The sequence below is a fragment of the Streptomyces sp. HSS9-12 genome, assembly GCF_054963655.1.
Window position 1 is genome coordinate 17,599 of sequence record NZ_JBUEGC010000006.1, and the last position, 22,848, is coordinate 40,446.

Sequence of the window (22,848 nt, forward strand, 5' to 3'; positions counted from 1 at the left end):
GTTGAAGAGACCTGTCCCCGCCCGGTCCGGCTGGATCCGGGCTGCGTTCCACCTAAGTCGTCGGGGGGCGCGGCCTCAAGGGGGCCTCGGACCATTCGGAGCCTGCGGCACCCTGGCCGGAATTACCCCGGAGCGGTCAATTCCGTACCGTGCGGCAGCTTACCTTCCGCCTCCGCCTCCCGCAGATGGGCGAGCAGAACGGCACGCAGTTCCCGGGCCGCGCGGGGGGGTGCCACATCCGTACGGTGGGCGAGCGCGATGGTCCGCCGGAGCGCCGGCGGTGCGAAGGGGGTGCTGCGCAGGCCCGGTCCCGCACGCTCGGCCACCATGCTCGGCAGTACGGCCACTCCGAGCCCGGCCCGTACGAAGCCCAGGACAGCGTCCATCTCCCCGCCCTCCACGCTGAAGGTCGGCTCGAAGCCGGCCGCGCGGCAGGCGGCGACGGTCAGATCCCGCAGGTCGAAGCCGCGCCGGAACATCACCATCGGCTGGTCGCGCAGGTCCTCCGGCCGTACCGGAGCGCCGCCCCCGGGCGGCTCGGCCGCCGTCGAGGACACCACGACCAGGTCCTCGCGCAGCAGCTCGGTCGTGGTCAGGGCGGGGGAGGGGCTGGGCAGCGGCAGTACGACCAGGGCCAGGTCGAGGCCGCCGCGGGCCAGATACCGCACCAGGTCGTGAGAGCCGCTCTCCTCCAGCATCAGCTCGATGCCCGGGTGGCGGTCGTGGAAGGCGCGCAGTACGTCCGGCAGCAGGCCTGTGCACACGCTCGGCGTCGCACCCAGCCGTACCCGGCCGCGCCGCAGCTGGACCAGTTCCTGCACCTCGTAGCGGGCAGTCTCGGCGTCCGCGAGGATGCGCCGGGCGAGGGGGAGCAGCGCCTCACCGGCGTCCGTCAGTGCGATGTTGCCGCGGGCCCGGCTGAACAGCTCCGCGCCCAGCTCCCGCTCCAGCGCCTTGATCTGCTGCGACAGCGACGGTTGCGCGACATGCACGCGTTCGGCCGCGCGGGTGAAGTGCCTGGTTTCCGCCACGGCAACGAAATAGACGAGCTGCTGGAACTGCACGCTCCCAGCCTACGGGCTGCTGATAGATGTCGTCTATGGAGAACAGCTGGACCATGTAGCTGACCTGTCGAGTGGGTCGGGCCGGCCTTCGCGCCGCCCGCATGGCCCGCCGCTCGGTGGCGCGGTCGAACGGCCCGCGTCAGCCCACCTCGACCGGAGCACCCACCAGCGAGCCGTACTCGGTCCAGGAGCCGTCGTAGTTCCTGACCCTGGGGTAGCCGAGCAGCTCGGTGAGCGCGAACCAGGTGTGTGACGAGCGCTCCCCGATGCGGCAGTAGGTGACCACCTCCCGCTCGGGAATGATGTCCTTGCCGATGTAGAGCGCCCGCAGCTCCTCCGGCGACTTGAACGTGCCGTCCTCGTTGGCCGCCTGGCTCCACGGGATGTTGGCCGCCCCGGGAATGTGTCCGGGCACCTGCGACTGCTCCTGCGGCAGATGGGGAGGTGCGAGCCGCTCACCCCGGTACTCCTCGGGCGAGCGCACATCCACCATGCCGACGCCGGTTCCGACCTTTCCCAGAACCTCGTCGCGCAGCGCGCGGAACTCCGGGCGCTCCGGACCCGTGATCCGGAAGGGAGTGTGCTGGTAGTCCATGACCTCCTGGGTCATCTCGCGGCCCTCGAGCTCCCACTTCTTACGGCCGCCGTCGAGCAGCTTCATTCCGTCGTAGCCGCGCAGCTTCAACAGCCAGTAGGCGTGCGCCGCGAACCAGTTGTCGTTGCCGCCGTACAGCACGACGGTCGTATCGTCCTCCACCCCGGCCGCCGCCAGCAGCTTGCCGAGGGCCTCCTGGTCCACGAAGTCCCGGCCCACCGGGGTGTGCAGGTCCGTGGTCCAGTTCCAGCCGACGGAGCCGGGGATGTGGCCGGCTGCGTAGGCGCTGGTGTCCTCGTCCACGTCGATGACCCGCACCGTTCCGTCGTCCAGATGGGCGGCCAGCCACTGTGTGCTCACCAGGGTCTCCGGGTGTGCGTAGCCGTTGGTGCCCATACCGTCTCCTCTTCCTCATGACCGGTGTATTGACGGTGTGTCAGCTCTCAGTCGACCACGACCCGGACCGCGGCGACCGGGTTGCAGCCGTACCCCTGGGTGTTCCACGGCGCTCGCGGCGGTTGGCTGTGGCCGTGGGCGTCGGTCGCGCGGGCCTGAAGCCGGTGGTCGCCGGACCGCCGGGGCAGCCACGAGAACGACCAGCCCGACCAGGCGTACGGACTCGCCGGCGGCTCCAGCGCAGCCGACCGCCAGTCGCCGTCGTCGGCCCGTACCTCGACCTGCCGCACGGGTACCCCGCCGCCAGACCAGGCCCGGCCGCGTATCTCGACGCGCCGGCCGCGGCGGACGACCGTGCCCGGCTCTGGTTCGGTGATCAGCGACTTCACCCGCATCGAGGTGACGGGCCCGTCGGGTGTGCCCCGTGAATCGAGGTAGACATACTCCCGCGTCTGGAAGACGCCGGTGAACGGCTCGGTGACGGCCCGCGCCCCCACCAGCCACTTCACATCGTCGACCCCGTACCGGCCCGGGACCACCAGACGGACCGGTGCGCCGTGCTGCGCAGCCAGCGGTTCACCGTTCATGTGCGTGGCGAGCAGCGTGTCCGGATGGAGCGCCACGGCGAGCGGGAGGCTGCGCTCGAAGGGAACCTGACGGCCGTGCTCCCAGCCCGAGTCCGCGCCGGTGAAGACCAACTCCCGAACCTGTGGGCACGGCCCGGCCCGGGCCGCGACGTCCCGGAACGGCACGCCCGCGAAATGGGCGCACCCCACAGCCCGCGTACCCCACCGCAGCCCCCGTGGGCGAGGCGTCATCAGCGTTCGTCCGTTGCCGGCGCACTCGAGTACGGCGTCGAACTCCCGCTGCGGCATGGCCAACAGCTCGTCATAGCCGAGGTCACAGGGCCTGTCGACGGCGCCGTGGAGCCGCAGCCGCCAGACGGCGGGATCGAGCCTGGGGACCCCGAAGTGGTCGCGTACGAAGAGAGCGTCCGCGGGCGTGACCGGTTCGGCGAGCGCGGCAAGCGGCGTCTGAGCGTTGTACGGCTCGGCCGTCACGGTCTCAGGCGTCCAGGAGGCGCCGGCGGGCACCCTCGAGCGTGTCGGTCCAGACATGCCGGACACCTTTCGGTCATGCGACCGCGGATGGTTCAACCCTACGTCCGGCCGACGGGCCGGTGCATCCCGCCGGCCGCGCCGAGGTCCGGCCACCGCTCGTACCACCGCAGGTCGGCCTCCAACTGTGCGGCGAGCGAGACCAGCAGCCGCTCACTGTTGGCCGGGCCGAGCAGTTGCGCTCCCAGCGGCAGGCCACCTGGGGCGAACCCGGCAGGGACGCTGATGCCCGGCCAGCCGAGGACGTTCCAGGGCCATGCGTACGGGCACGCGGCGATCATCGCCCATTCCAGCCTTCCGCCCGGCAGCCCGGCCAGGGCACCGATGCGCGGTGGCGGGGTCGCGGTGGTCGGGGTGAGCACGACGTCGAAGCGGTCGAAGATCTTGCCTATCCGGCGCTGCAGCCGGGGCTCGGCGTGGCGCGCCAGACGCAGCGGGCGGCCGCCGAGGAGCTGTCCCAGACGCGCGCCGCTCCGGGTGCGCCGGTCCAGCAGGGCACGGTCGGGGACGCGTTCGGACCAGTCCCGGACTCCGGCGGTGGCGCGGGGGACGAATGCCAGCCCGACCAGCCCGTACCGCGGCTCCTCCGCCACGACCTCGTGTCCCAGCGCGGCCAGTCGCTCGGCGACGCCGACGACCGCGGACCGTACGGCCGGGTCAAGCCGCTTCAGCGTGCCGGTGAAAGCGGTGCCGAGGGAGAGGGCGATCCGCAGCCTGCGCGGCTCGCGGCTTGCCGCGGGCAGTACGGACACCGGCGGCGGCTGATGGAGATCGCTCGGATGGCTGCCGCTCACCGCGTCCAGCAGCAGAGCCGCGTCGGCGACCGTACGGGCGAGCGGGCCGATGCCCGTGATGCCGTTGAAGGCCTCGGCCTCCGGCCACGTCGAGATCCGGCCGCGCTGCGGCTTGATGCCGACCAGGTGGGTCCAGGCTGCCGGGATGCGGACCGAGCCCGCACCGTCCGAGCCGAGCGCGGCCGGCACCAGCCCCGCGGCCACCGCGGCCGCGGAACCGCCGGAGGACCCGCCGGGTGTGTGGCCCGGGTTCCAGGGGTTGCGGGTATCGCCGAAGGCGGGCCCCTCGGTGAACGGCCACTGGCCCAGCTCGCAGGTGTTGGTCTTGCCGACGACGACCGCACCGGCCGCTCTGAGGCGGCGTACGGCCTCGCTGTCGGCGGTCTTCACCGGGAAGTCACCGGGGCAGCCGAAGGCCGTGGGCAGGCCGGCTACGTCCATGTCGTCCTTGACGGCCACCGGCACCCCCAGCAGAGGCGCCCGCTGTCCAGTGGCCAGTAGCCGGTCGGCGGCCTCGGCCTCGGCCAGCGCCGCGTCGGCCCGCACATGACGGAAGGCGTTCAGCGGCTGCGCCGCCTCGATGCGGGCCAGGCACTGCTCGACCAGCTCGCGCGAGGACACCTCGCCGTCGGCGAGGGCGCGGGCTTGCCGGGCCAGGCCCAAGGAGCCTGAGGACAGTGAACGGGACACCGTGCCGCACCTCGTCTCCCACACTTATGTGTTCGACCGAACGGTACAACGTTTCCTGAGACTTGGCCCTCGCCCGCGCCGCCGCAGCGGACCGTCAGCCGGAGACGGCCTTCTTCCACCCCCGGGCGATGACGGCCTTCGCCTTCGTGATCTGCGTCGCCGTCGGGAATGCCGGAGTGCCCTCGACCGTCGGCAGCCACGCGGCGGCCACCTCGTCGAGGGTGCCGTCCTTCTTCATGGCGTCCATCAGCACCGGGCGGGCATAGCCGTCGAGGCGGATGTTCTGGCCCTCGGGGCTGAAGACGTACTCCTGCCACAGGCGCGCGGCCGCGGGATGCGGGGCGTCCTTGTTGACGGCGTCCGAGTAGTACTGGGCGAAGACGCCGTCGCTGGGGACGGCGACCTGCCAGTTCACGCCCTTCCTGCGGAACTCGTCGGCGTAGCTGGAGTTGAGGTAGTCCCAGTCGATGCTGATCGGCGTCTGGCCCTTCTCGACCGTGGCCGGGGTGGACTGGAGCGGATTGAAGTTGCCTGTCTTCTTGAGATTGGCGAAGTACTCCAGTCCCGGCCGCACATCGTCGAACGACCCCTTGTTCGCCAGAGCCGCCGCGGAGACACCCGCGAAGGCGGACCCCGACGTGCTGGGGTCGCCGTTCAGCGCGACCTTGCCCTTGTACTCCGGGTTCAGCAGAGCGGTGAACGTCTCGGGGCAGGTATCGACGCGGTTGGCATCGCAGCCGATCGACATGTAGCCGCCGTAGTTGTTGTACCAGCGGGCCCCCCAGTCCTTGTGGGCCGTCGGGATCTTGTCGTACGCGGCGACCCGGTACGGGGCGAGCAGCTTGTCTCTGGCCGCGGCCTGGGCGAATGTGGTGCCGACGTCGAGCACATCAGGGGCGCTGTCCTTGCCCTTCAGCCTTTTCACGGCGTTGATCTCGTCCTGGCTGGTGCCGCTTGGGTTCGTGACCTTGACCTTGATCCCGTACTTCTTCTCGAAGCCGTCGAACAGGGCGCCGTAGCTGGCCCAGTCGCGAGGGAACGCCACCGCGTTGAGCCTGCCCTCCTTCTTGGCCGCCGCGACGAGTGCGTCCATGCCGCCCACATCCTCAGCGGAGGTCGCCGCGGACAGTTCCTCGGCTGTCGGTGTGGGCGTGGCCCCGCAGGCGGTCAGGCTCAGGGCCGTGAGGACGATACAGCCGAAGACGGCGGCTGCTCTGGTACATGGGCTGGTCACTGTGGCTCCAGAAACGGCTGAAAGCTATTGTGAAGTTTTGTTATTAGCGGGGCTACGCGTGTCAACTGGTCAACAGATGGTCACGCCTTCGCCGCGATTAGTGTTCAATTACTTGCAGCTGAAACTATCGTCTGCCGATGCGGGCCTGGCGGCCGGCCGGAGCAGGGCCCCAGCCGGCCGCTCCCGGCCCGCTCTTCACGTGGTTGCGCTCACAGGTCCAGGCGGACCAGCCGCAACGTGACGATCTCGAACGGGCGCAGCGACAGCGGAAGATGGCCGTCGTCGATTTCGGCCGGCCCGGCCGGCCGCTCCAGCAGATCGCAGACCGACGCCGAGGACAGCGGGAAGCCCGCGGTGAGCCGCGCCCGGGCCCGGCCGCCGTACGCCTCGTGCAGCCGTACCACCACATCGCCGCTGCCGTCGTCGGCGAGCTTCACCGCCGTCACCACGACGGCGTCGTCGTCCACCGACACCAGCGGAGCGACCGCGGCGTCGCCCGGGACCCGCCGCTCCGGGAGGTTGATGCGGTACCCCTCACGTACCGCGTCCCCGATGGACGCGCCAGGCGCCAGCGCATACCGGAAGCGGTGCACGCCCTGGTCGGTGCGCGGATCGGGGAAGCGCGGGGCACGCAGCAGCGACAGCCGTACGGTCGTGGTGGTGCCCGGTGAGCCCCCGGCCTCCTGCCGAGCGTCATCCCCTGCCGCTCGCGTCACGTCGTAGCCGTACGTCGAATCGTTGACCAGCGCCACCCCCCAGCCCGGCTCCTCCAGCTGCACGAAGCGGTGCTGGCACGCCTCGAACTTCGCCGCGTCCCAGCTGGTGTTGGTGTGGGTGGGCCGGTACAGATACCCGAACTGGGTCTCGGCAGCGATGCGGTCGGTACGGAGGTCCAGCGGGAAGGCGGCCTTGAGGAACTTCTCCGTCTCGTGCCAGTCCACCTCCGTGGCGATGTCCAGTCGCCGCTCACCGGCCGCGAGGGTCAGCACCTGCTCCACGCGGGAGGAACCGAACGACCACACCACCCGTACCGATCCGCCGTTCAGCAGCTCCAGGGAGTCGACGTCGGTCAGGTCGGTGACCGTGTTGCGGTAGAAGCGGTCGACGTCCCAGGCGTCCCACATGTTCGGGAAGTCCTGGTGCAGCTGCAGCAGATTGGCCGCCCGGCCCGGCGCCACAGTCTCCCGGCCTGCCGCGATGTCGTACGCCGACACCACCAGCCCGCGCCCGTCGATCTCAACCCGCAGCAGCCGGTTGTCCAGGATGAACCCGCCGCCGGTACGGGGCACAGTATGTACGGCGGGGGTCTCCCGCGGGGCGATCCGCGCGCCGCCTGCCGCGATGCCCGCGCGCGCGTGCGGAGCCGCGTTGAAGACCACGGACGTGCCTGCCGACGCGTCGCCCGCCAGCGCGGCCTGTGCATCGCCGATGATGCGCTCCAGCTCCTCGGCGACGGCCGTGTACGTACGCTCCGCCTCCCGGTGCACCCAGGCGATCGACGAGCCGGGCAGAATGTCGTGGAACTGGTGCAGCAGCACCGTCTTCCACAGCCGGTCCAGCTCCTCGTACGGATACCGGGACCCCGCATGTACGGCCGCGGTCGCCGACCACAACTCGGCCTCGTGCAGCAGGTGTTCGCTGCGCCGGTTGCCCTGTTTGGTGCGCGCCTGGCTGGTCAGCGTGGCCCGGTGCAGTTCCAGATACAGCTCGCCCACCCACACCGGGGCGTGGCCGTACTCCGCGTGTGCCTTCTCGAAGAACGCCGAAGGCTTCTCGAACGAGACCCTCGCCGAGCCCTCCAGATCGGCGAGCCGCTTCGCCCGCGCCAGCATCTCGCGCGTTGTGCCGCCGCCTCCGTCGCCCCATCCCGTGGGGGCGAGCGAGCGGGTCGCCGCGCCCTTCTCCTGGAAGTTGCGTACCGCGTGCGCGAGTTCTCTGCCCGACAGCTGCGCGTTGTAGGTGTCGATCGGCGGGAAGTGGGTGAACACGCGGGTGCCGTCCAGGCCCTCCCACCAGAAGGTGTGGTGCGGGAACTTGTTGGTCTGGCTCCAGGAAATCTTCTGGGTCAGGAACCACTTCGCGCCCGCCTGCCTCACCAGCTGCGGCAGGGCGGCGGAGTAGCCGAAGGAATCCGGCAGCCACACCTCCTGTGTCTCGATCCCGAACTCCTCCAGGAAGAAGCGCTTGCCGTGCACGAACTGGCGGGCCAGCGCCTCCGACCCGGGCATGTTGGTGTCCGACTCCACCCACATGCCGCCCACCGGAACAAACCGGCCCTCGGCGACCGCCTTCTTGACCTTCGTGTACACCTCGGGCCGGTGTTCCTTGATCCATGCGAACTGCTGTGCCTGCGACATCGCGTAGACAAACTCCGGCGCGTCCTCCAGCAGCGCCGTCATGTTCGCGGTCGTCCGGGCGACCTTGCGGACGGTCTCGCGCAACGGCCACAGCCACGCCGAGTCGATATGCGCGTGCCCGACCGCGCTGATCCGGTGAGCGGAGGCGTGCGCGGGCGCGGCCAGCACCCCGGCCAGCCGCTCGCGGGCCACGGCCGCCGTGCCGCCGATGTCCTGCAGATCGATCGCGTCGAGGCAGTGCTCGACGGCGCGCAGGAGCTCCCAGCGGCGCGGTGCCTCCATGGGCAGCTCCGCCGTCATCTCGCCCAGCACCTCAAGGTCGTGGATCAGTTCCCACACCGTCTCGTCGAAGACGGCGAGGTCCATCCGGCCCAGCCGGTACTGCGGCTCGCTGCCCGCCGTCTCCTTGTCGCCGAGCTCGGTCGGCAGGAAGGGGTGGTAGCCGAGGATGACGGGGTTGGAGGCGGCCTCGATGTGCAGCAGCACCTCTTCTCCGCCGGACACCGGGGCCCCGATCCGCACCCACTGGTTGCGCGGGTGGAGGCCCTTCACCGGCGAGCCGTCCGGCCGGTAGACCAGGCCCTCGCACTGGAAGCCCGGCATGTCCTCGTCGAACCCCAGGTCGAGGACGGCCTCGACCGTTCGCCCCGCCCACTCGCGCGGCACGGTCCCGGACACGGTGAACCAGCTGGTACCCCATGGGGCGCCCCACTGCTGCCCCACCGCGATCGGGGAGCGTTCGGCGGCCAGCCCCTCGGCGACCGGCACGGGCTCGCCGGGCGCGTGCCACACACCCACCTCCAGCGGGACCGACCGCGGGTAGAGGGCGGGGCGGATGCGTTCGCCTAGGACCCGCCTGAGTCGGGCCTCGGTCACAGCGTGGTCGTTGTGCATGCCTGGGCTTCCTCTGCTCGAAAGGGGCTGGCCTACCAGCGGAACGTACGGCGGCCGGGTCGGAGGAGGAAACAACTCGTCCACGCCGCGCACGTCGATCCGCGTCGCCGCCTCCCCGGCCGTACGGCGCGGGATGGGGATGTCACAGGCATCGCCCCAGGTGCCGCCGAGGAACCGTGGCGCCCGCCGCCCGGCATGCCACGGCGGGCGGGGAAGGCCCCGCCCGCCGTGTGCTTCGCGGCACTAGTCGTCGTAGTGGCCGATCTCGACGTCCTCGAGGATGCCGAGTGCATCGGGGACCAGGACGGCCGCGGAGAAGTAGGCGCTCACCAGGTAGGAGATGATCGCTTTCTCGTTGATGCCCATGAACCGGACATTGAGACTGGGCTGGATCTCGTCGGGGATTCCCGTCTGGTGCAGCCCGACGACGCCGTGGTCCGCCTCACCCGTCCGCATCGCCAGGATGGAGCTGGTCCGGGTGTCGCTGATCGGAATCTTGTTGCAGGGCAGGAACGGGATGCCGCGCCAGGCTCGTACGGTCTGGCCGTGCACCTCCACGGTCTGCGGGTAGAGACCGCGCCGGTTGCACTCCCGGCCGAAGGCCGCGATCGTGCTCGGGTGGGCCAGGAGGAACTGGGTCTTGCGGCGCCGCGAGATCAGTTCGTCGAGGTCGTCGGGGGTGGGCGGGCCGTTGCGGGTGTGGATGCGCTGCTTGAGGTCGGCGTTGTGGAGGAGTCCGAATTCGCGGTTGTTGACCATTTCGTGTTCCTGGCGTTCGCGCAGGGCCTCGATGGTCAGGCGCAGTTGCTGCTCGACCTGGTTCATCGGTTCGTTGTAGAGGTCGGCGACGCGGCTGTGGACGCGCAGGACGGTCTGGGCGACGCTGAGTTCGTACTCGCGGGGGCTGAGTTCGTAGTCGACGAAGGTGCCGGGCAGGTCCGGCTCCCCGGAGTGGCCGGAGGCCAGATCGATGGCCGCCTCGCCGTGCTTGTTCTGCGGTGCCTGGGGCGCGGACCGGAATGCCTCCAGATGTGCCCGCAGAGCCTCCGAGCGGCCCGCGACTTGCTCGAAGGCCTGCTTGGGCAGCGCGAGGACGATGCAGGAGGTGGCCGCCCGTACGCTGAACTCCCAGTTCCCGTCCTCGTCGATGAGCAGGTTCTCTCCGACGTAGTCGCCGTCCGCGAGCACTCCGAGGACTGTGGGATCGCCGTACTTACCGGTGCCCACCTTGTTGCCCTTGCCATGCGCGATAAGGATGACCTCATCGGCCGGGCGGCCGGATTCCACAATGAGCTCGCCGGCGGCGACCTCACGTTGCACAAACCGGTCCGCGAGCGCGCCCAGCACCTGCTCGTCGTCGAAGGCACGCAACGGCGGCAGCTCACGCAGTTCCGCGGGGATGACCCGCACATCCGCACCAGTGGTGACGAACTCGACCCGCCCGTCGCCGAGGGTGTGGGTCAGCCGGCGGTTCACCCGGTACGTACCGGCGGTGACCTGCACCCACGGCAGCATGCGCAGCAGCCACCGTGAGGAGATCCCCTGCATCTGCGGGACGGATTTGGTGGTGGTCGCCAGATTCCGTGCCGCCGCGGTCGCCAGACTCTGCTGCGGCTGCTGTCCGTTCTCGGCGACGGTCGTTTCCACTGACGTGGTCATCGGAGCGCTTCACCCATTCCTTGTGCGATCTGTGCGACGGACGTTCCCAAGCCCCGTGGGGCTGCTGTCTGAGGCCTCTCAGTTGCCGATTTCGACGTCCTCGAGAATTCCGAGTGCGTCGGGCACGAGAACTGCCACGGAGAAATAGGCGCTCACCAGATACGAGATGATGGCCTTCTCGTTGATGCCCGTGAAACGTACGGACAAGCTGGGCTGGTATTCGTCGGGAATTCCGGTGCGGTGCAGTCCGATAACGCCCTGGTTCTCCTCTCCGGTGCGCATCACGAGGATGGAGCTGGTCCCGGAGTCGCTGACCGGGATCTTGCCGCAGGGGAAAATGGGCACGCCACGCCAGGCGGGGATGGAGTGCCCCTGTACATCGACGCGGTCCGGGTAGACGCCGCGCCGGTTGCACTCCCGGCCGATCGCCGCGATCGCCTTCGGGTGGGCGAGGATCAGCCCCGGGTCCTTCCAGACCGTGCTCAGCAGTCCGTCGAGGTCGTCGGGGGTGGGCGGGCCGTTGCGGGTGGCGATGCGCTGTCTGAGGTCGGCGTTGTGGAGGAGTCCGAATTCGCGGTTGTTGACCATTTCGTGTTCCTGGCGTTCGCGCAGGGCCTCGATGGTCAGGCGCAGCTGCTGCTCGACCTGGTTCATCGGTTCGTTGTAGAGGTCGGCGACGCGGCTGTGGACGCGCAGGACGGTCTGGGCGACGCTGAGTTCGTACTCGCGGGGGCTGATTTCGTAGTCGACGAAGGTGCCGGGCAGGTCCGGCTCCCCGGAGTGCCCCGCCGCCAGGTCGATGGCCGCCTCCCCGCCTTCGTCCACGCGCTGCCGCGGGACGGCGTTCGCACGCTCCACCCGGCTGCGCAGCGACTCCGAACGCTCCGCCACCTCCTCGAAGTCCTGCCGGCGCAGCGCCAGCACCGTGCAGGCCGTGACGGCCTTCAGGGTGTGGGACCACTCGGCGCCCGGCGCCGCAAGGGCCTCGGACCCGAAGTGGTCGCCACCCACCAGGACACCCACCGCGGAGTCGTTCTCGTACTTGCCGGGCGCCAGCTTGCTCGCCTTGCCGTGCGCGATCAGATAGAGGTGGTCGGCGGGCCGGCCGGCCTCGGCGATCACCTCCCCGGCCGCGTACCTGCGTTGCTCGAAGCGGCCCGCGAGCTCCTCGAGGACGGCGCCGTCCTCGAAGCCGCGCAGCAGCGGCAGCTCGCACAACTCCGGTGGGATGACGCGGACATCGGCCCCGGTGACGGCGAAGTCGATACGGCCGTCCCCCACGGTGTACGTCAGCCGGCGGTTCACCCGGTACGTACCACCGCCGACGTGCACCCAGGGCAGCAGGCGCAGCAGCCACCGGGAGGTGATGCCCTGCATCTGCGGTACGGACTTGGCCGTCGTCGCCAAATTGCGCGCGGCCGCCGTGGCCAGGCTCAGCTGTGGCTGACCGTCCTGTGTGGCAGAAGTCGGATCCACCGTGGTCATAATGGACGCCACCCAATCTCTGTATGGAGAAAGCTGTGGGGTGCGAATAACCCGATCACCCGCCTGGCGACGCTATCAGCGGGCGCCCGACCACTGGAATCGCTCAAAAGAGTGGGGTTGAACTGCGATTACTTGTGAAATGCGGGGCCATTATGCGCGGTTGCGTGGCCAAACCGCGCGCGGCCGCGCAACCGCGCATTTTCGGTGGTTAATTCCCCGCCGTGCGCCGGTGGTCAGAGCATCGGCTGTGCCGGACCAGGGCCGAGCGTGGTCGTGCCCGGCGCGGCCCGATGGCCCAGCCCCGTACGGTAGGCGTCCAGCGCCGCCTCGATCCGTCCCTCACGGCGCAGCAGATCGCCCAGCAGACGGCAGATGTCAGCCAGGTCCCCGGCCGCCCCCGAGTTCTCCAGCAGCGACAGCGCCTGGCAGTAGTGCCGCTCCGCGTCCTCGCGGGCCCCGTCCTCCTCGGCGATCAGACCGAGCAGCCGGTGCGCCCCCGCCGCATGGACGGCTCCGCGCTCCGGGCCCAGCCCGTTCCCGTCGCCAAGGGCGCCCAGCGTCCGTGCCAGAAGCTCCGCCGCTTCCTCCCGACGGCCACGCCGCCGCAGCACGTCCGCCAGCTCGACCTCCACCTGAGCGGTGAACAGCCAGGCCCGTTTGCAAGCCAGCATCTGCCGTGCCGTGCGCAACTCGCTCTCGGCGGTTGCCAGATCCCCGCCCTGCGCGTGTACATATCCGCGCATCCAGTGGCAGTGAGCCAGCTCGGTACGGATGTACAGCTGCCGGTACAGCTCCTGGGCCTTGGCGAGTGAGGCGTTGGCCTCCGCCGCCCGGCCTTCGGCGATCATGGCGCGGGCCACGCCGCGGTGGAGCCGGGCCACCAGCGCGGGGTCGCTGACCTCCGGGGCAAGGGCCAGGGCGAGTTCGGCGCTCTGCGCGGCCCGGGCGTAGGCGCCCATGTCCATGTACGGCGCGATGGCGGCGCTGTGCAGCAGCACCAGGGCGTCAGGGTCGTGCAGTCCGCTGCTGTTCAGCTCGTTCATGGCCGACTCCAGCAGGTAGCAGGAGTAGCGCAGTTCGCCGGCGAGCAGGTGGGCGACGGCTCGGCCGCGTACCGCCGGGACCCGGCGCGGCAGCGGCTGCCCGGCGAGCAGCCGCTCCGCCGTCTCGAAGCACTCGCGGGCCTCGGTCAGATCGCCCAGGTCGAGCAAACAGTCGCCGAGGGCGAGCAGCACATCGGCCTGCTCGTCGGTGAAGGCGTGCTCCTCGGCGGTGGCGAGCAGCTCCCGCAGATGTGCCGCGGCCTCCTCCGCGTCCCCGGCGCCGAGGCGCTGACGGGCGTCGGTGAGCCGCGACCGAAGCTCGGTGGCGAGATGAGAGGGGCGGCCGGTGGCCAGTTCGTCCTCGCTGACGCCGAGCCGCCCGGCGAGGTGGCGCAGTGCCGCTTCGGACGGCCGTACCTTCCCGGACTCGAGGGTCGAGATGTAGGCGGCGGTGTACTCGGGCTCCGCCAACTGGCGCTGTGTCAGCCCACGCTGAGTGCGGAGCCGCTGGACACGCCGGCCGATGCCGGGGTCCACGGCGCGCTCGGCGGCCCTGCTGCTCGCCATCGACCACACCTCTCCCCGTTCGGCTTGATCGGTGCGTTAAGGCTAGTTAGTGGGCGAGTTGATTTCCATGGGAGGCAATGAACCGGCGAAGCATGTGCGGCGCACGCGCTGCGCAACGGGGCGCATGCGACACGGGGAGCGCCCACTGACCGTCCCCGGCGGGCGGCGGTCTGCAGGACAGCCGACCGGGCTTACGCCGGGAGTCCCCGCTGACCGGCCGTGTGCCCTTCCGATGGGCCAACCGACCGCTTAGTATGTCAGGGCGCGCGGATCCCGCCGCGCCCTGTCGACGGTTCCTGGAGGCCCTCGGATGAAGGCATGGCGAGTGCACGAGAACGGTGAGCCCCGCGAGGCCATGCGCCTCGACGAGGTTCCCGAGCCCCAGGCCGGGCCGGGGCAGCTACTGCTGCGGGTGCGCGCCACGAACGTCAACTTCCCCGACGCGCTGCTGTGCCGCGGCCACTACCAGATCCGGCCCCCGCTGCCCTTCACCCCGGGCGTGGAGGTGTGCGCCGAGGTGGTGGCCGTCGGGGAGGGGGCGCGCGGCGAGGTCGGCGCGCGGGTGCTCGCCCAGCCCCAGCTGCCGGCGGGAGGCTTCGCGGAGGTCGTCCTCGCCGACGCCGAGTCCGTACTCCCCGCGCCGGAGGCGCTCGACGACGCCGAGGCGGCCGCGCTGCACATCGGCTACCAGACGGGCTGGTTCGGGCTGCACCGCCGCGCGGGCCTCCAGCCGGGGGAGACCCTGCTGGTGCACGCCGCCGCGGGCGGCGTCGGCAGCGCGGCCGTCCAGCTCGGCAAGGCAGCGGGCGCCACGGTCATCGGCGTGGTCGGTGGCCCGGACAAGGCGGCGGTCGCCCGGGAGCTCGGGTGCGACCTGGTCGTCGACCGGCGCAGCGACGACATCGTGGCCGCGGTGAAGGACGCGACCGGCGGCCGGGGCGCCGACGTGGTCTACGACCCGGTCGGTGGCGACGCGTACGCCAAGTCCGTCAAGTGCATCGCCTTCGAGGGCCGGATCCTCGTCGTCGGCTTCGCCGGCGGCTCCATCCCCACCCCCGGCCTCAACCACGCGCTGGTGAAGAACTACTCGATCGTCGGCCTCCACTGGGGCCTGTACAACACCCATGACCCGGCCGCCATCCGCACCTGCCACGAGGAGCTGACCAAGCTCGCCGCCCAGGGTGCGATCAAGCCCCTGGTCAGTGAGCGGGTGCCGTTCGACGCGGCGGCCGACGCCGTGCAGCGCGTGGCCGACGGCATCACCACCGGCCGCATCGTCGTCGTGCCCGACGCCCCCGCGAAGGAGAGCTGATGACCGCCGTCGACGCCGACGAGCTGCGCCGCCGCGTCCGCGCCCTGCTCGCCGACCACGACCCCGCCACCACCGAGCGCGCCGCGTTCCTGGAGGCCCGCTTCGATGCCGGACTGGCCTGGGTGCACTACCCGGTCGGGCTCGGCGGGCTCGACGCGCCCCGCGCTCTTCAGAGCGTGGTCGACGCCGAACTCGAGGCCGCGGGCGCGCCGGACAACAACCCCCGCAAGATCGGCATCGGCCTGGGCATGGCCGCGCCCACCGTCCTCAGGTACGGCACCAAGGAGCAGCGGCGGCGCTTCCTGCGGCCGCTGTGGCTGGGCGAGGAGGTGTGGTGCCAGCTGTTCAGCGAGCCGGGAGCCGGCTCCGACCTCGCCGCGCTCGCCACCCGCGCCGTACGGGACGGCGACAGCTGGGTCGTCGACGGCCAGAAGGTGTGGACGTCCAACGCCCACAGCGCCCGCTGGGCGATCCTGATCGCCCGCACCGACCCCGAAGTGCCCAAGCACCGAGGCATCACCTACTTCGTCTGCGACATGACCGACCCCGGGGTCGAGGTGCGCCCGCTGCGCCAGATCACCGGCGAGGCCGAGTTCAACGAGGTCTTCCTCACCGGCGTCCGCATCCCCGACAGCCACCGGCTGGGCGAGGTCGGCGACGGCTGGCGGGTCGCCCAGACCACCTTGATGAACGAGCGGGTCGCCATCGGCGGCGGCCGCCTGCCCCGCGAAGGCGGCATGATCGGGCGCGTCGCCGACACCTGGCGCGAGCGCCCCGAGCTGCGCACTCACGACCTGCACCAGCGGCTGGTGCAGCTGTGGGCAGAGGCCGAGGCGTCACGCCTGGCCGGAGAGCGGCTGCGGCAGCAGCTCGCTGTCGGCCAGCCCGGCCACGAGGGCTCGGCGATGAAGCTCGCCTTCGCCCGTCTCAACCAGGAGATCAGCGGCCTGGAGGTCGAACTCCTCGGCGAACAGGGCCTGGAGTACGAGTACTGGACGATGACCCGGCCCGACATCGTCGACTTCATCGGGCGCGACGCCGGTTACCGCTATCTGCGCTCCAAGGGCAACTCCATCGAGGGCGGCACCTCCGAGGTCCTGCTCAACATCGTCGCCGAACGCGTCCTCGGGCTTCCGCCGGAGCCGCGCACCGACAAGGACATCCCCTGGAAGGAGCTGGCCCGATGAGCGGAGAAGCGCTGGCGTCCGGACCGGATCTGCTCTACTCGGAGGCCGAGGAGGACCTGCGCGCAGCCGTGCGCTCCCTGCTCGCCGACCGCTGCGACGCGGCTTCCGTGCTCGCACGGATCGAGACGGACCAGCCGTACGACCCCGCCCTGTGGCAGGCCCTCGGCGCCGACATGGGCACCGCCGGGCTGCTGGTTCCCGAGAAGCTCGGCGGTCAGGGCGCTACGGCACGCGAGGCGGCGGTCGTTCTGGAGGAGCTCGGGCGCAGCGTCGCCCCGGCGCCGTATCTCACCAGCGCGGTGCTCGCTGTCGAAGCGCTGCTCGGCTGCGACACCGAGGACGGCGAGGTCGCCACGCTGCTGGGCGCGCTCGCCTCGGGCCGCACCGTCGGCACCCTCGCGCTGCCGCTGTCGACCGCGCCCGGTGCGGGGGCGGCAACCTCCGTACGGGCGACTGCCGATGGCGTGCTCGACGGGCGGATCGGCAGCGTCGCGGATGCCGCGGCCGCCGATGTGCTGCTGGTCCCCGCCCAGGCGCCCGACGGGCTCGGCCTGTACGCGGTGGAGACGGCGGCGGAGGGGGTCGCAGTCTCCCCGCTGGTGCCCTTCGACCTGACCCGTCCGATCGCCGGTGTATCGCTCGACAGCGCGCGGGGCCGCCGCCTGGCCTGGCCGGAAACGTCCCCTGGCCTGCGGTATGGGGGGCCCCAATCCGCGCTCGACCGGGCGCTGCTGATGGGCGCCGGGCTGCTGGCCTCCGAGCAATTGGGCCTGGCCGAGTGGTGTCTGACCGAGACGGTCCGCTACACCGGGGAACGCCGCCAGTTCAACCGCCCTGTCGGATCCTTCCAGGCTCTCAAGCACCGCCTGGCCCGGCTGTGGCTCGAACTTGTCTCGGCCCGCGCGGCGGCTCGCTACGCAGCCGACACCCTCGCGACCGGGAGCCCGGACGCCCCGGTGGCGGTCGCCGTCGCGCAGTCGTCGTGCGCGCGGGCCGCGGTGCATGCGGCGGAGGAATGCGTGCAGTTGCACGGCGGAATAGGAATGACCTGGGAGCACCCCGCCCATCTCTACCTCAAGCGGGCCAAGAGCGATGAGATCGCCCTCGGCACCCCGGGCCGGCACCGGGCCGCGCTCGCCACTCTGGTCGACCTGCCCGCGCCGACGGTGTGAGACGCCCGGCGGGGCCGAGGCGCGAGCGTCGCGCCTCGGCCCCGCCGGCCACCGCATCGTCCAGACCGTGCACGCGCACCGCCAGCGCGCCCGCTTCTGGGCGACACCCGACGCGCCGGGCGCGGCCCGCGACGCCGTCTGGCGTGAACCCCTCGCCGCCGATGTCGATCACCTCAACACCGATGAGCTCGCAGGACTCGGGGAATTCCTCACCACGAACGACCGGCAGGAGTCGTAACCAAGAGTCAACACCCATTCGGAGGACGCCCGGACGGCGGGTGCGGAGTGCGCGATGCGCCACACTTTGGGCCGAACTGCGCTCCGCCCCTGCGGCCAAGGAGGTACGCACATGGCCATCTCTATCTCAGCGGTCCTCTTGCTCCTGATGCTGACCGTTGTCTTCATGCGCAGCGGAACCCTGAAGTTCTCGCATGCCCTGGTCTGCGTCCTGCTGGGCTTCTGTCTCGCCAGTACGAGCATCGCGCCGACCCTCTCGAGCGGGCTGTGGGCGACGGCCGACGTCGTCAGCAGCGTCCGGCCATGATCAGGGGCACAGCGTCTGCGTGACATCCCCCAGCCGGGTCAACTCTCGCCGGACAGCAGCCGGGAGCGGATCAGGAAGCGTACGCCCTCCGGCGCTTCCAGCGAGAAGCCGCTGCCCCGCCCCGGCACCACGTCGACGATGAGCCGGGTATGGCTCCAGCGTTCGAACTGGCTCGCCGACATCCAGAACGGGACCGGCTCCGCCACCCCGTCGACGGCCAGCTCCGCGAGCAGTACGTCCGAGCCGCCGGTGCGGAACTCGCCATCGGGGTAGCACATGGGCGCGCTGCCGTCGCAGCAGCCGCCGGACTGGTGGAACATCAGCGGACCGTGGGACGTCCGGAGCCGACGCACCAGAGCGGCGGCTTCGGGCGTGAGCTCCACGCGCGCGGGTGGCTCGTTGTCGGTCATGGTCCCGCCCGGAAGAACCGGGGTTTCTTCGGGGAGTAGCCGACCATCAAGTTCTTCGTCAGCTGTTGGTTCGCGCATCGTCACTCCTCTGACCTGCACCGAGGGCCGAGACCTTTGGGGAGGCTGTCCTCGGGCCAGGAAAGCAGACCGCCCGTTGCAAGTGTGTTGCAGCCGCGAGTCGGCCAATTACTGCCGATATACCACCGCTCTCCTCGCATCCTGCATCGTGCCCGACACACACGTCCACGGCGCCTCATGCGGAGGGCCATCGATGTCTGGAAACGCAGCAAGCGACCCGCTCGTCGGCCGCCCCCACCCCAATGACCCCGGCGTACGGAGCCGACATGACATCACTTGACTTCCCCCGCCCGCACGCAGCGCGCCTCTCCTCCGCATGCATCGACGGGGAGGTTCTGGGTCCCTGGGAGGCCGTGAGGTCCGCCGGCAGCGACGGCCACGAAGCGGAGTTGCGCAGAACCGTCGACGGTGATGCCGGGATGGCGAGCGTCCGGAACCTTCACTGTGCCGACTGCGACCTGGCCTTCGACCGGCATCTGCACCTCCATCTGCCCCCGGCGCCGACCGAGGTGAGCAAGGTGCGCCGGGCAGTACGTGCGGTCCTGTCCGCCTGGGGCTGCCCGCCCTGTGCCATCGACGACAGTGTGCTCCTCGCCAGCGAGCTGGTCGGAAACGCGGTCAAGTACGGGTCTGACGCTTTAATCACGGTGAACCTGCTGCAAGTCGGTGACCGGCTGCTTCTGGAGGTCAGCGACGCGTCCTCCGTACGTCCCGCGGTCCAGCAGGCCGATTCCGAGGACGAGCAGGGCCGCGGGATGTACCTCGTCCAGGCGATCGCATCGGCGTGGGGTTCGCGTTGGGACTCCTGCAGTGGCAAGACCACGTGGTGCACTCTCGCTCTCGACGGCAGCGGCGACGCGACCCCACCCCGGTGACCCTCGGCGGCCCGGCCGGGGTATGCCTGTGCGCGGGCCGGGGAGGTGTGCCCCGTTGCCGGTCACGGACGTGCTGGACAGCAGACCCGATCGAGCCCCGGCCGATGAGCGCTCTTACCGCCGGTATACCGCTGCTCTCCCTGCCACCTGCACGGTGAACGGGCAATCGCCGCCTCCGTAGGCGATCCCGAGGGAGGACAAGTGAACGGCGTCACGAACGACAGGGACCAGAGCGTGCCTGCGACACGGCAGGGGGGCCTCTACCGGTGGGACATCCACCAGGTCTCCAACAGCAGGCACCAGCAGGGGCCATGCGGCACCTGCACGACTGAGGACAGCGCACGCGCGTGCATCGAGGCGGCCCTGTCCGCCGCCGTCGGTCCGGGGGTGTACGCCTGGGGGCTGCTCAGCCGAATACCCGCGGGACTGAAGGACCTCACGCCGTCGTCGCCCCGTACCCCCATCGCATGGGCCGCACCCGGGCCGGACGGAACGGTCGCCTGGCTGCCTCATGCCGGCCGGCCGCTCATCGCGGAGGAGCCCAGCGAGACGCCGGCGGCGTCCCCCGGCGAGAGCATCTCGTCGTTGCTCGCCCGTTTCGGCGGCGAGGTACAGCGGTACCGGCTGATAGCCGGTCTCACCCAGGGGGAGCTCGCCGAGCGGGCGCATTGCACCAAGGCGATGGTCCAGTGCATAGAGAACGCCGAGCAGATGCCGCCGCGCGTCTTCGCTCAACAGGTCGACCGGCTTCTCGGCACCGACGGGGCATTGGTGGAACTCTGGCCGTCGCTCATCCGGTCCGCGTACCCGGACTGGTTCTGGCAGGTCATAGAGCTCGAGCAACAGGCCAACTTCATCCAGGAGTTTGAGACCGTGGCCGTCCCCGGCCTGCTGCAGACAGAGGCCTATGCGCGCGCCATCTTCACCGCGGCCCACCCGGTGGCCTCGAAACTGCAGATCGAGCAGTTCGTAGCCGCCCGGATCGACCGGCAGCGCCTCCTCACCAGACGTGAACCACCCCAGATCATGATCACGCTGGATGAAGGAGTACTGCGCCGCCGCATCGGCGGGAACGGCATCATGAGCGAGCAGCTGGGGCATTTGCTGCAGACCGCTGACCTGCCCAAAGTGCACCTCCAAGTGCTCCCTTTCAATGTCAGGGAACACCCCGGGGGCATGACTCCATTCCGCCTCATGGGATTCCGGGAGGGCCCTGACGTCCTCTATGGGGAGACGTTCATCGGCGGCCAGACGACCAACGACGCCAGTCAGCTCCAACAGCACAAGCTGGCCTTCAACCTCATCCAGTCCAAAGCACTCTCCCGAGACGACTCTCGCGTTTTCATACGCGATTTGAAAGAGGAAACAGATCGTGAATCCGACTGAACTTCCGTGGCGGAAGAGCAGCTACAGCATGGGAAACGGCGGCAATTGCGTCGAGGTCGCGGAGGCCGAGAGCTTTATCCATGTGCGGGACAGCAAGGATCCCGACGGGCCGGCGCTCAGGTTCGATCGCGAGCAGTGGCAACTCTTCGTCAAAGCCCTCAAAGGCGACTGCTGAGCTTTCTCATCGGGTCGAGCTCGTGCGTCCCGTACGAGTTCCGCCCCGGCGTGGAAGCCCTGAGGAAGCCGGTGGGAAGGGCCGGGTGGCGGCGGATGCGTCCGAAACCACCGGTCCTGATACCCGGCCCGCCAGGGCGACTTCGAGGAGGTGACACCTCCGCCACGACAGGCCTAGACTCGGCCCCCCGCTGCGGCCAATTCCCGTGCCGCCAGGCGGATTTCGAGGAGGATGCATGGGTGAAGTCGGTGGGCATGCGGTGGTTATCGGCGGCTCGATGGCAGGACTTGTCGCAGCGCGTGTACTGAGCAGCAGTTTCGCCCGGGTGACGGTTGTGGACCGGGATGCCCTCCCCGAGGACCCGCAGGACCGACGCGGGGTGCCTCAGGGCGGCCACGTGCACGCATTGCTCACCAGCGGACAGCGGAAACTGGAAGAGCTGTTTCCCGGTCTCACCCAGGAGCTGGTCGAGGGTGGTGCGGTGCCTTTCGATCCCGGTTCGGACCTGCTATTCCACCAAATGGGAGCCCACCGGGCCCGTTTTTCCAGCGGCATGCTGGGGATCAGTCTCAGCCGCGCCTTTCTGGAGCACACGATACGGAAGCGGGTGGCCGCGCCGCCGGGTGTGGACGTCCGCGACCGGCTGGCGGTCTGCGGCCTGACCGGCGCCGCAGGCAGAGTGACCGGGGTCGAACTGGACGGCGGCGAGGAGCTGGCCGCCGACCTGGTCGTGGACGCCACGGGCAGCAGCGGCGAGCGGACGGACCGGTGGCTGCGGACGTTCGGCTGCCAGACCCCCGAGATGGTCACCGTCAAGATCGATGTCGGGTACACCACCCGGCTGCTGCGGCGCCGGCCCGAGGACCGGCTGCTCGACGACGGACTGCTCTACCTGATGGCCACCGTCCCGCCGCACGACAAGCGGGCAGCCGCCGCCTTCCCCATAGAGGGCGACCGATGGGTGGTCACCCTGGCCGGCTGGCACCGGGCTCACGCACCCGTCGACCCCGAAGGTTTCGCCAAGTTCGCCGCCGAGCTGCCGACCCCGCACATCGCCGAAATCATGGCCCGCGCGAAGCCGGTGAGCGACGAGGATGCCTGCAAGTTCACCTATCCGCAGGCCCGCCGGCGCTACTTCGAGCGGCTGCGGCAGCCCCCGGCGGGCTATGTGGCCCTCGGTGACGCCGTGTGCAGCTTCAATCCGCTGTACGGGCAGGGCATGAGCGTCGCCGTTCTGGAGGCGGTCGAGCTCGGCCGCTGCCTGGACCGGTTCGGCACCGCGTCCTCGGCGATGGCCCGCGCGTACTACCGCGCGGTCGCCAAGGTGATCGCCGCTCCGTGGCAGCTGGCGACGGGTGGCGACTTCATGTATCCGGAGACCGTGGGGCCCAAGCCGCCGGGTGTCGACCTGATCAACCGTTATGTACGCCAGGTGATGCTGGCCAGCCATGTCTCAACGGATGTCCACCGCGTCATGCTCGACCTGCAGAATCTGCTGGCCCCGCCGAGCGCGATCCTGCGGCCCGCCACGGTCGTGCGATCGCTGCTGGCCGCCCGCCGGTCACCGGCCCGGCAGTAGCGCCGATCGGCCGAAGGAGTGGTGCCTGGGAGACCGGGAGCCGCTCTTTGTTTCGGAGCCGGGTTGATCGCACGTGCCTGCGACCGGCTCGCCGGCCGCACACGCACAACCGCTATGGCCGCGGCCGCCGTTGGTGCACCCCCATGAAAGCGAAGTAGCTTGCTATCCAGCGGAGTCCGGCCCGAGAATGTCCGGATCGCCGCGCTCCGCGTTCTCGTCGCCCCGGGAGGGACA

At 70.3% G+C, this 22,848-nt stretch carries 18 protein-coding genes and 1 pseudogene; 9 read left to right on the plus strand and 10 right to left on the minus strand.

Going from position 1 to position 22,848, the window contains the following annotated elements; genetic code table 11:
* Positions 1–122: 122 nt before the first annotated feature.
* From ACY34J_RS04825 to ACY34J_RS04865, 9 genes are all read right to left on the minus strand, one after another.
* Complete coding sequence (locus tag ACY34J_RS04825) at positions 123–1,064, minus strand: LysR family transcriptional regulator (protein WP_462725222.1); 942 nt, start codon at positions 1,062–1,064, stop codon at positions 123–125.
* A 139-nt stretch (positions 1,065–1,203) separates the two neighbouring features.
* Positions 1,204–2,055 (minus strand): sulfurtransferase, encoded by an 852-nt coding sequence (locus ACY34J_RS04830; protein WP_462725223.1) that lies wholly within the window; start codon positions 2,053–2,055, stop codon positions 1,204–1,206.
* A gap of 47 nt (positions 2,056–2,102) precedes the next feature.
* Complete coding sequence (locus ACY34J_RS04835) at positions 2,103–3,173, minus strand: sulfite oxidase (protein ID WP_462725224.1); 1,071 nt, start codon at positions 3,171–3,173, stop codon at positions 2,103–2,105.
* A 41-nt stretch (positions 3,174–3,214) separates the two neighbouring features.
* A complete protein-coding gene (locus ACY34J_RS04840; protein ID WP_462725225.1) occupies positions 3,215–4,657 on the minus strand; it encodes an amidase in 1,443 nt (480 codons plus the stop codon).
* Between the two features lie 94 nt (positions 4,658–4,751).
* Positions 4,752–5,891, minus strand: a complete 1,140-nt coding sequence (locus ACY34J_RS04845) for an ABC transporter substrate-binding protein (RefSeq protein ID WP_462725226.1) — start codon at positions 5,889–5,891, stop codon at positions 4,752–4,754.
* A 209-nt stretch (positions 5,892–6,100) separates the two neighbouring features.
* Positions 6,101–9,142 (minus strand): alpha-mannosidase, encoded by a 3,042-nt coding sequence (locus tag ACY34J_RS04850; protein ID WP_462725227.1) that lies wholly within the window; start codon positions 9,140–9,142, stop codon positions 6,101–6,103.
* A 243-nt stretch (positions 9,143–9,385) separates the two neighbouring features.
* Positions 9,386–10,801, minus strand: coding sequence for a family 2B encapsulin nanocompartment shell protein (locus ACY34J_RS04855; protein WP_462725228.1), 1,416 nt, complete (start codon positions 10,799–10,801; stop codon positions 9,386–9,388).
* 78 nt (positions 10,802–10,879) lie between these two features.
* Positions 10,880–12,286: a family 2B encapsulin nanocompartment shell protein gene (locus ACY34J_RS04860; protein WP_462725342.1), complete on the minus strand. Its 1,407-nt coding sequence runs from the start codon at positions 12,284–12,286 to the stop codon at positions 10,880–10,882.
* 233 nt (positions 12,287–12,519) lie between these two features.
* Entirely contained in the window at positions 12,520–13,896 is a 1,377-nt protein-coding gene (locus ACY34J_RS04865; RefSeq protein WP_462725229.1) for a helix-turn-helix domain-containing protein, read from the minus strand.
* Between the two features lie 310 nt (positions 13,897–14,206).
* On the opposite strand from ACY34J_RS04865, the gene ACY34J_RS04870 reads away from it, so the two are divergent.
* The 5 genes and pseudogenes from ACY34J_RS04870 (at position 14,207) to ACY34J_RS04890 (ending at position 18,111) form a co-directional block, all read left to right on the plus strand.
* Positions 14,207–15,208, plus strand: coding sequence for an NADPH:quinone oxidoreductase family protein (locus ACY34J_RS04870; protein WP_462725230.1), 1,002 nt, complete (start codon positions 14,207–14,209; stop codon positions 15,206–15,208).
* Complete coding sequence (locus ACY34J_RS04875) at positions 15,208–16,395, plus strand: acyl-CoA dehydrogenase family protein (protein WP_462725231.1); 1,188 nt, start codon at positions 15,208–15,210, stop codon at positions 16,393–16,395. The genes ACY34J_RS04870 and ACY34J_RS04875 overlap by 1 nt, the downstream gene beginning before the upstream one ends.
* Entirely contained in the window at positions 16,392–17,567 is a 1,176-nt protein-coding gene (locus tag ACY34J_RS04880) for an acyl-CoA dehydrogenase family protein (protein WP_462725232.1), read from the plus strand. The genes ACY34J_RS04875 and ACY34J_RS04880 overlap by 4 nt, the downstream gene beginning before the upstream one ends.
* A 55-nt stretch (positions 17,568–17,622) precedes the next feature.
* Positions 17,623–17,805, plus strand: a pseudogene (locus ACY34J_RS04885) (hypothetical protein); the annotation flags it as partial.
* 111 nt (positions 17,806–17,916) lie between these two features.
* The gene (locus tag ACY34J_RS04890) at positions 17,917–18,111 is read left to right on the plus strand and encodes a hypothetical protein (protein ID WP_462725233.1); all 195 of its coding nucleotides are present in this window, start codon (positions 17,917–17,919) and stop codon (positions 18,109–18,111) included.
* 38 nt (positions 18,112–18,149) lie between these two features.
* Here the strand turns inward: ACY34J_RS04890 and ACY34J_RS04895 are convergent, their stop codons facing one another.
* Entirely contained in the window at positions 18,150–18,521 is a 372-nt protein-coding gene (locus ACY34J_RS04895) for a DUF779 domain-containing protein (protein WP_462725234.1), read from the minus strand.
* A gap of 344 nt (positions 18,522–18,865) precedes the next feature.
* On the opposite strand from ACY34J_RS04895, the gene ACY34J_RS04900 reads away from it, so the two are divergent.
* From ACY34J_RS04900 to ACY34J_RS04915, 4 genes are all read left to right on the plus strand, one after another.
* The gene (locus ACY34J_RS04900; RefSeq protein WP_462725235.1) at positions 18,866–19,474 is read left to right on the plus strand and encodes an ATP-binding protein; all 609 of its coding nucleotides are present in this window, start codon (positions 18,866–18,868) and stop codon (positions 19,472–19,474) included.
* A gap of 201 nt (positions 19,475–19,675) precedes the next feature.
* A complete protein-coding gene (locus ACY34J_RS04905; protein WP_462725236.1) occupies positions 19,676–20,860 on the plus strand; it encodes a helix-turn-helix domain-containing protein in 1,185 nt (394 codons plus the stop codon).
* Positions 20,847–21,035, plus strand: coding sequence for a DUF397 domain-containing protein (locus ACY34J_RS04910; protein WP_462725237.1), 189 nt, complete (start codon positions 20,847–20,849; stop codon positions 21,033–21,035). The genes ACY34J_RS04905 and ACY34J_RS04910 overlap by 14 nt, the downstream gene beginning before the upstream one ends.
* Before the next feature lie 235 nt (positions 21,036–21,270).
* Positions 21,271–22,614, plus strand: a complete 1,344-nt coding sequence (locus ACY34J_RS04915; protein ID WP_462725238.1) for an FAD-dependent oxidoreductase — start codon at positions 21,271–21,273, stop codon at positions 22,612–22,614.
* Positions 22,615–22,848: the final 234 nt, after the last annotated feature.

Excerpts from the sequence above, each read along its gene's own strand:
- ACY34J_RS04900 (WP_462725235.1), top strand. The coding sequence starts at position 18,866 with ATGACATCACTTGACTTCCCCCGCCCGCACGCAGCGCGCCTCTCCTCC.
- ACY34J_RS04830 (WP_462725223.1), bottom strand. The coding sequence starts at position 2,055 with ATGGGCACCAACGGCTACGCACACCCGGAGACCCTGGTGAGCACACAG.
- ACY34J_RS04880 (WP_462725232.1), top strand. The coding sequence starts at position 16,392 with ATGAGCGGAGAAGCGCTGGCGTCCGGACCGGATCTGCTCTACTCGGAG.
- ACY34J_RS04875 (WP_462725231.1), top strand. The coding sequence starts at position 15,208 with ATGACCGCCGTCGACGCCGACGAGCTGCGCCGCCGCGTCCGCGCCCTG.
- ACY34J_RS04850 (WP_462725227.1), bottom strand. The coding sequence starts at position 9,142 with ATGCACAACGACCACGCTGTGACCGAGGCCCGACTCAGGCGGGTCCTA.
- ACY34J_RS04860 (WP_462725342.1), bottom strand. The coding sequence starts at position 12,286 with ATGACCACGGTGGATCCGACTTCTGCCACACAGGACGGTCAGCCACAG.
- ACY34J_RS04865 (WP_462725229.1), bottom strand. The coding sequence starts at position 13,896 with ATGGCGAGCAGCAGGGCCGCCGAGCGCGCCGTGGACCCCGGCATCGGC.
- ACY34J_RS04855 (WP_462725228.1), bottom strand. The coding sequence starts at position 10,801 with ATGACCACGTCAGTGGAAACGACCGTCGCCGAGAACGGACAGCAGCCG.
- ACY34J_RS04870 (WP_462725230.1), top strand. The coding sequence starts at position 14,207 with ATGAAGGCATGGCGAGTGCACGAGAACGGTGAGCCCCGCGAGGCCATG.
- ACY34J_RS04895 (WP_462725234.1), bottom strand. The coding sequence starts at position 18,521 with ATGACCGACAACGAGCCACCCGCGCGCGTGGAGCTCACGCCCGAAGCC.
- ACY34J_RS04835 (WP_462725224.1), bottom strand. The coding sequence starts at position 3,173 with ATGTCTGGACCGACACGCTCGAGGGTGCCCGCCGGCGCCTCCTGGACG.
- ACY34J_RS04915 (WP_462725238.1), top strand. The coding sequence starts at position 21,271 with ATGGGTGAAGTCGGTGGGCATGCGGTGGTTATCGGCGGCTCGATGGCA.
- ACY34J_RS04890 (WP_462725233.1), top strand. The coding sequence starts at position 17,917 with ATGGCCATCTCTATCTCAGCGGTCCTCTTGCTCCTGATGCTGACCGTT.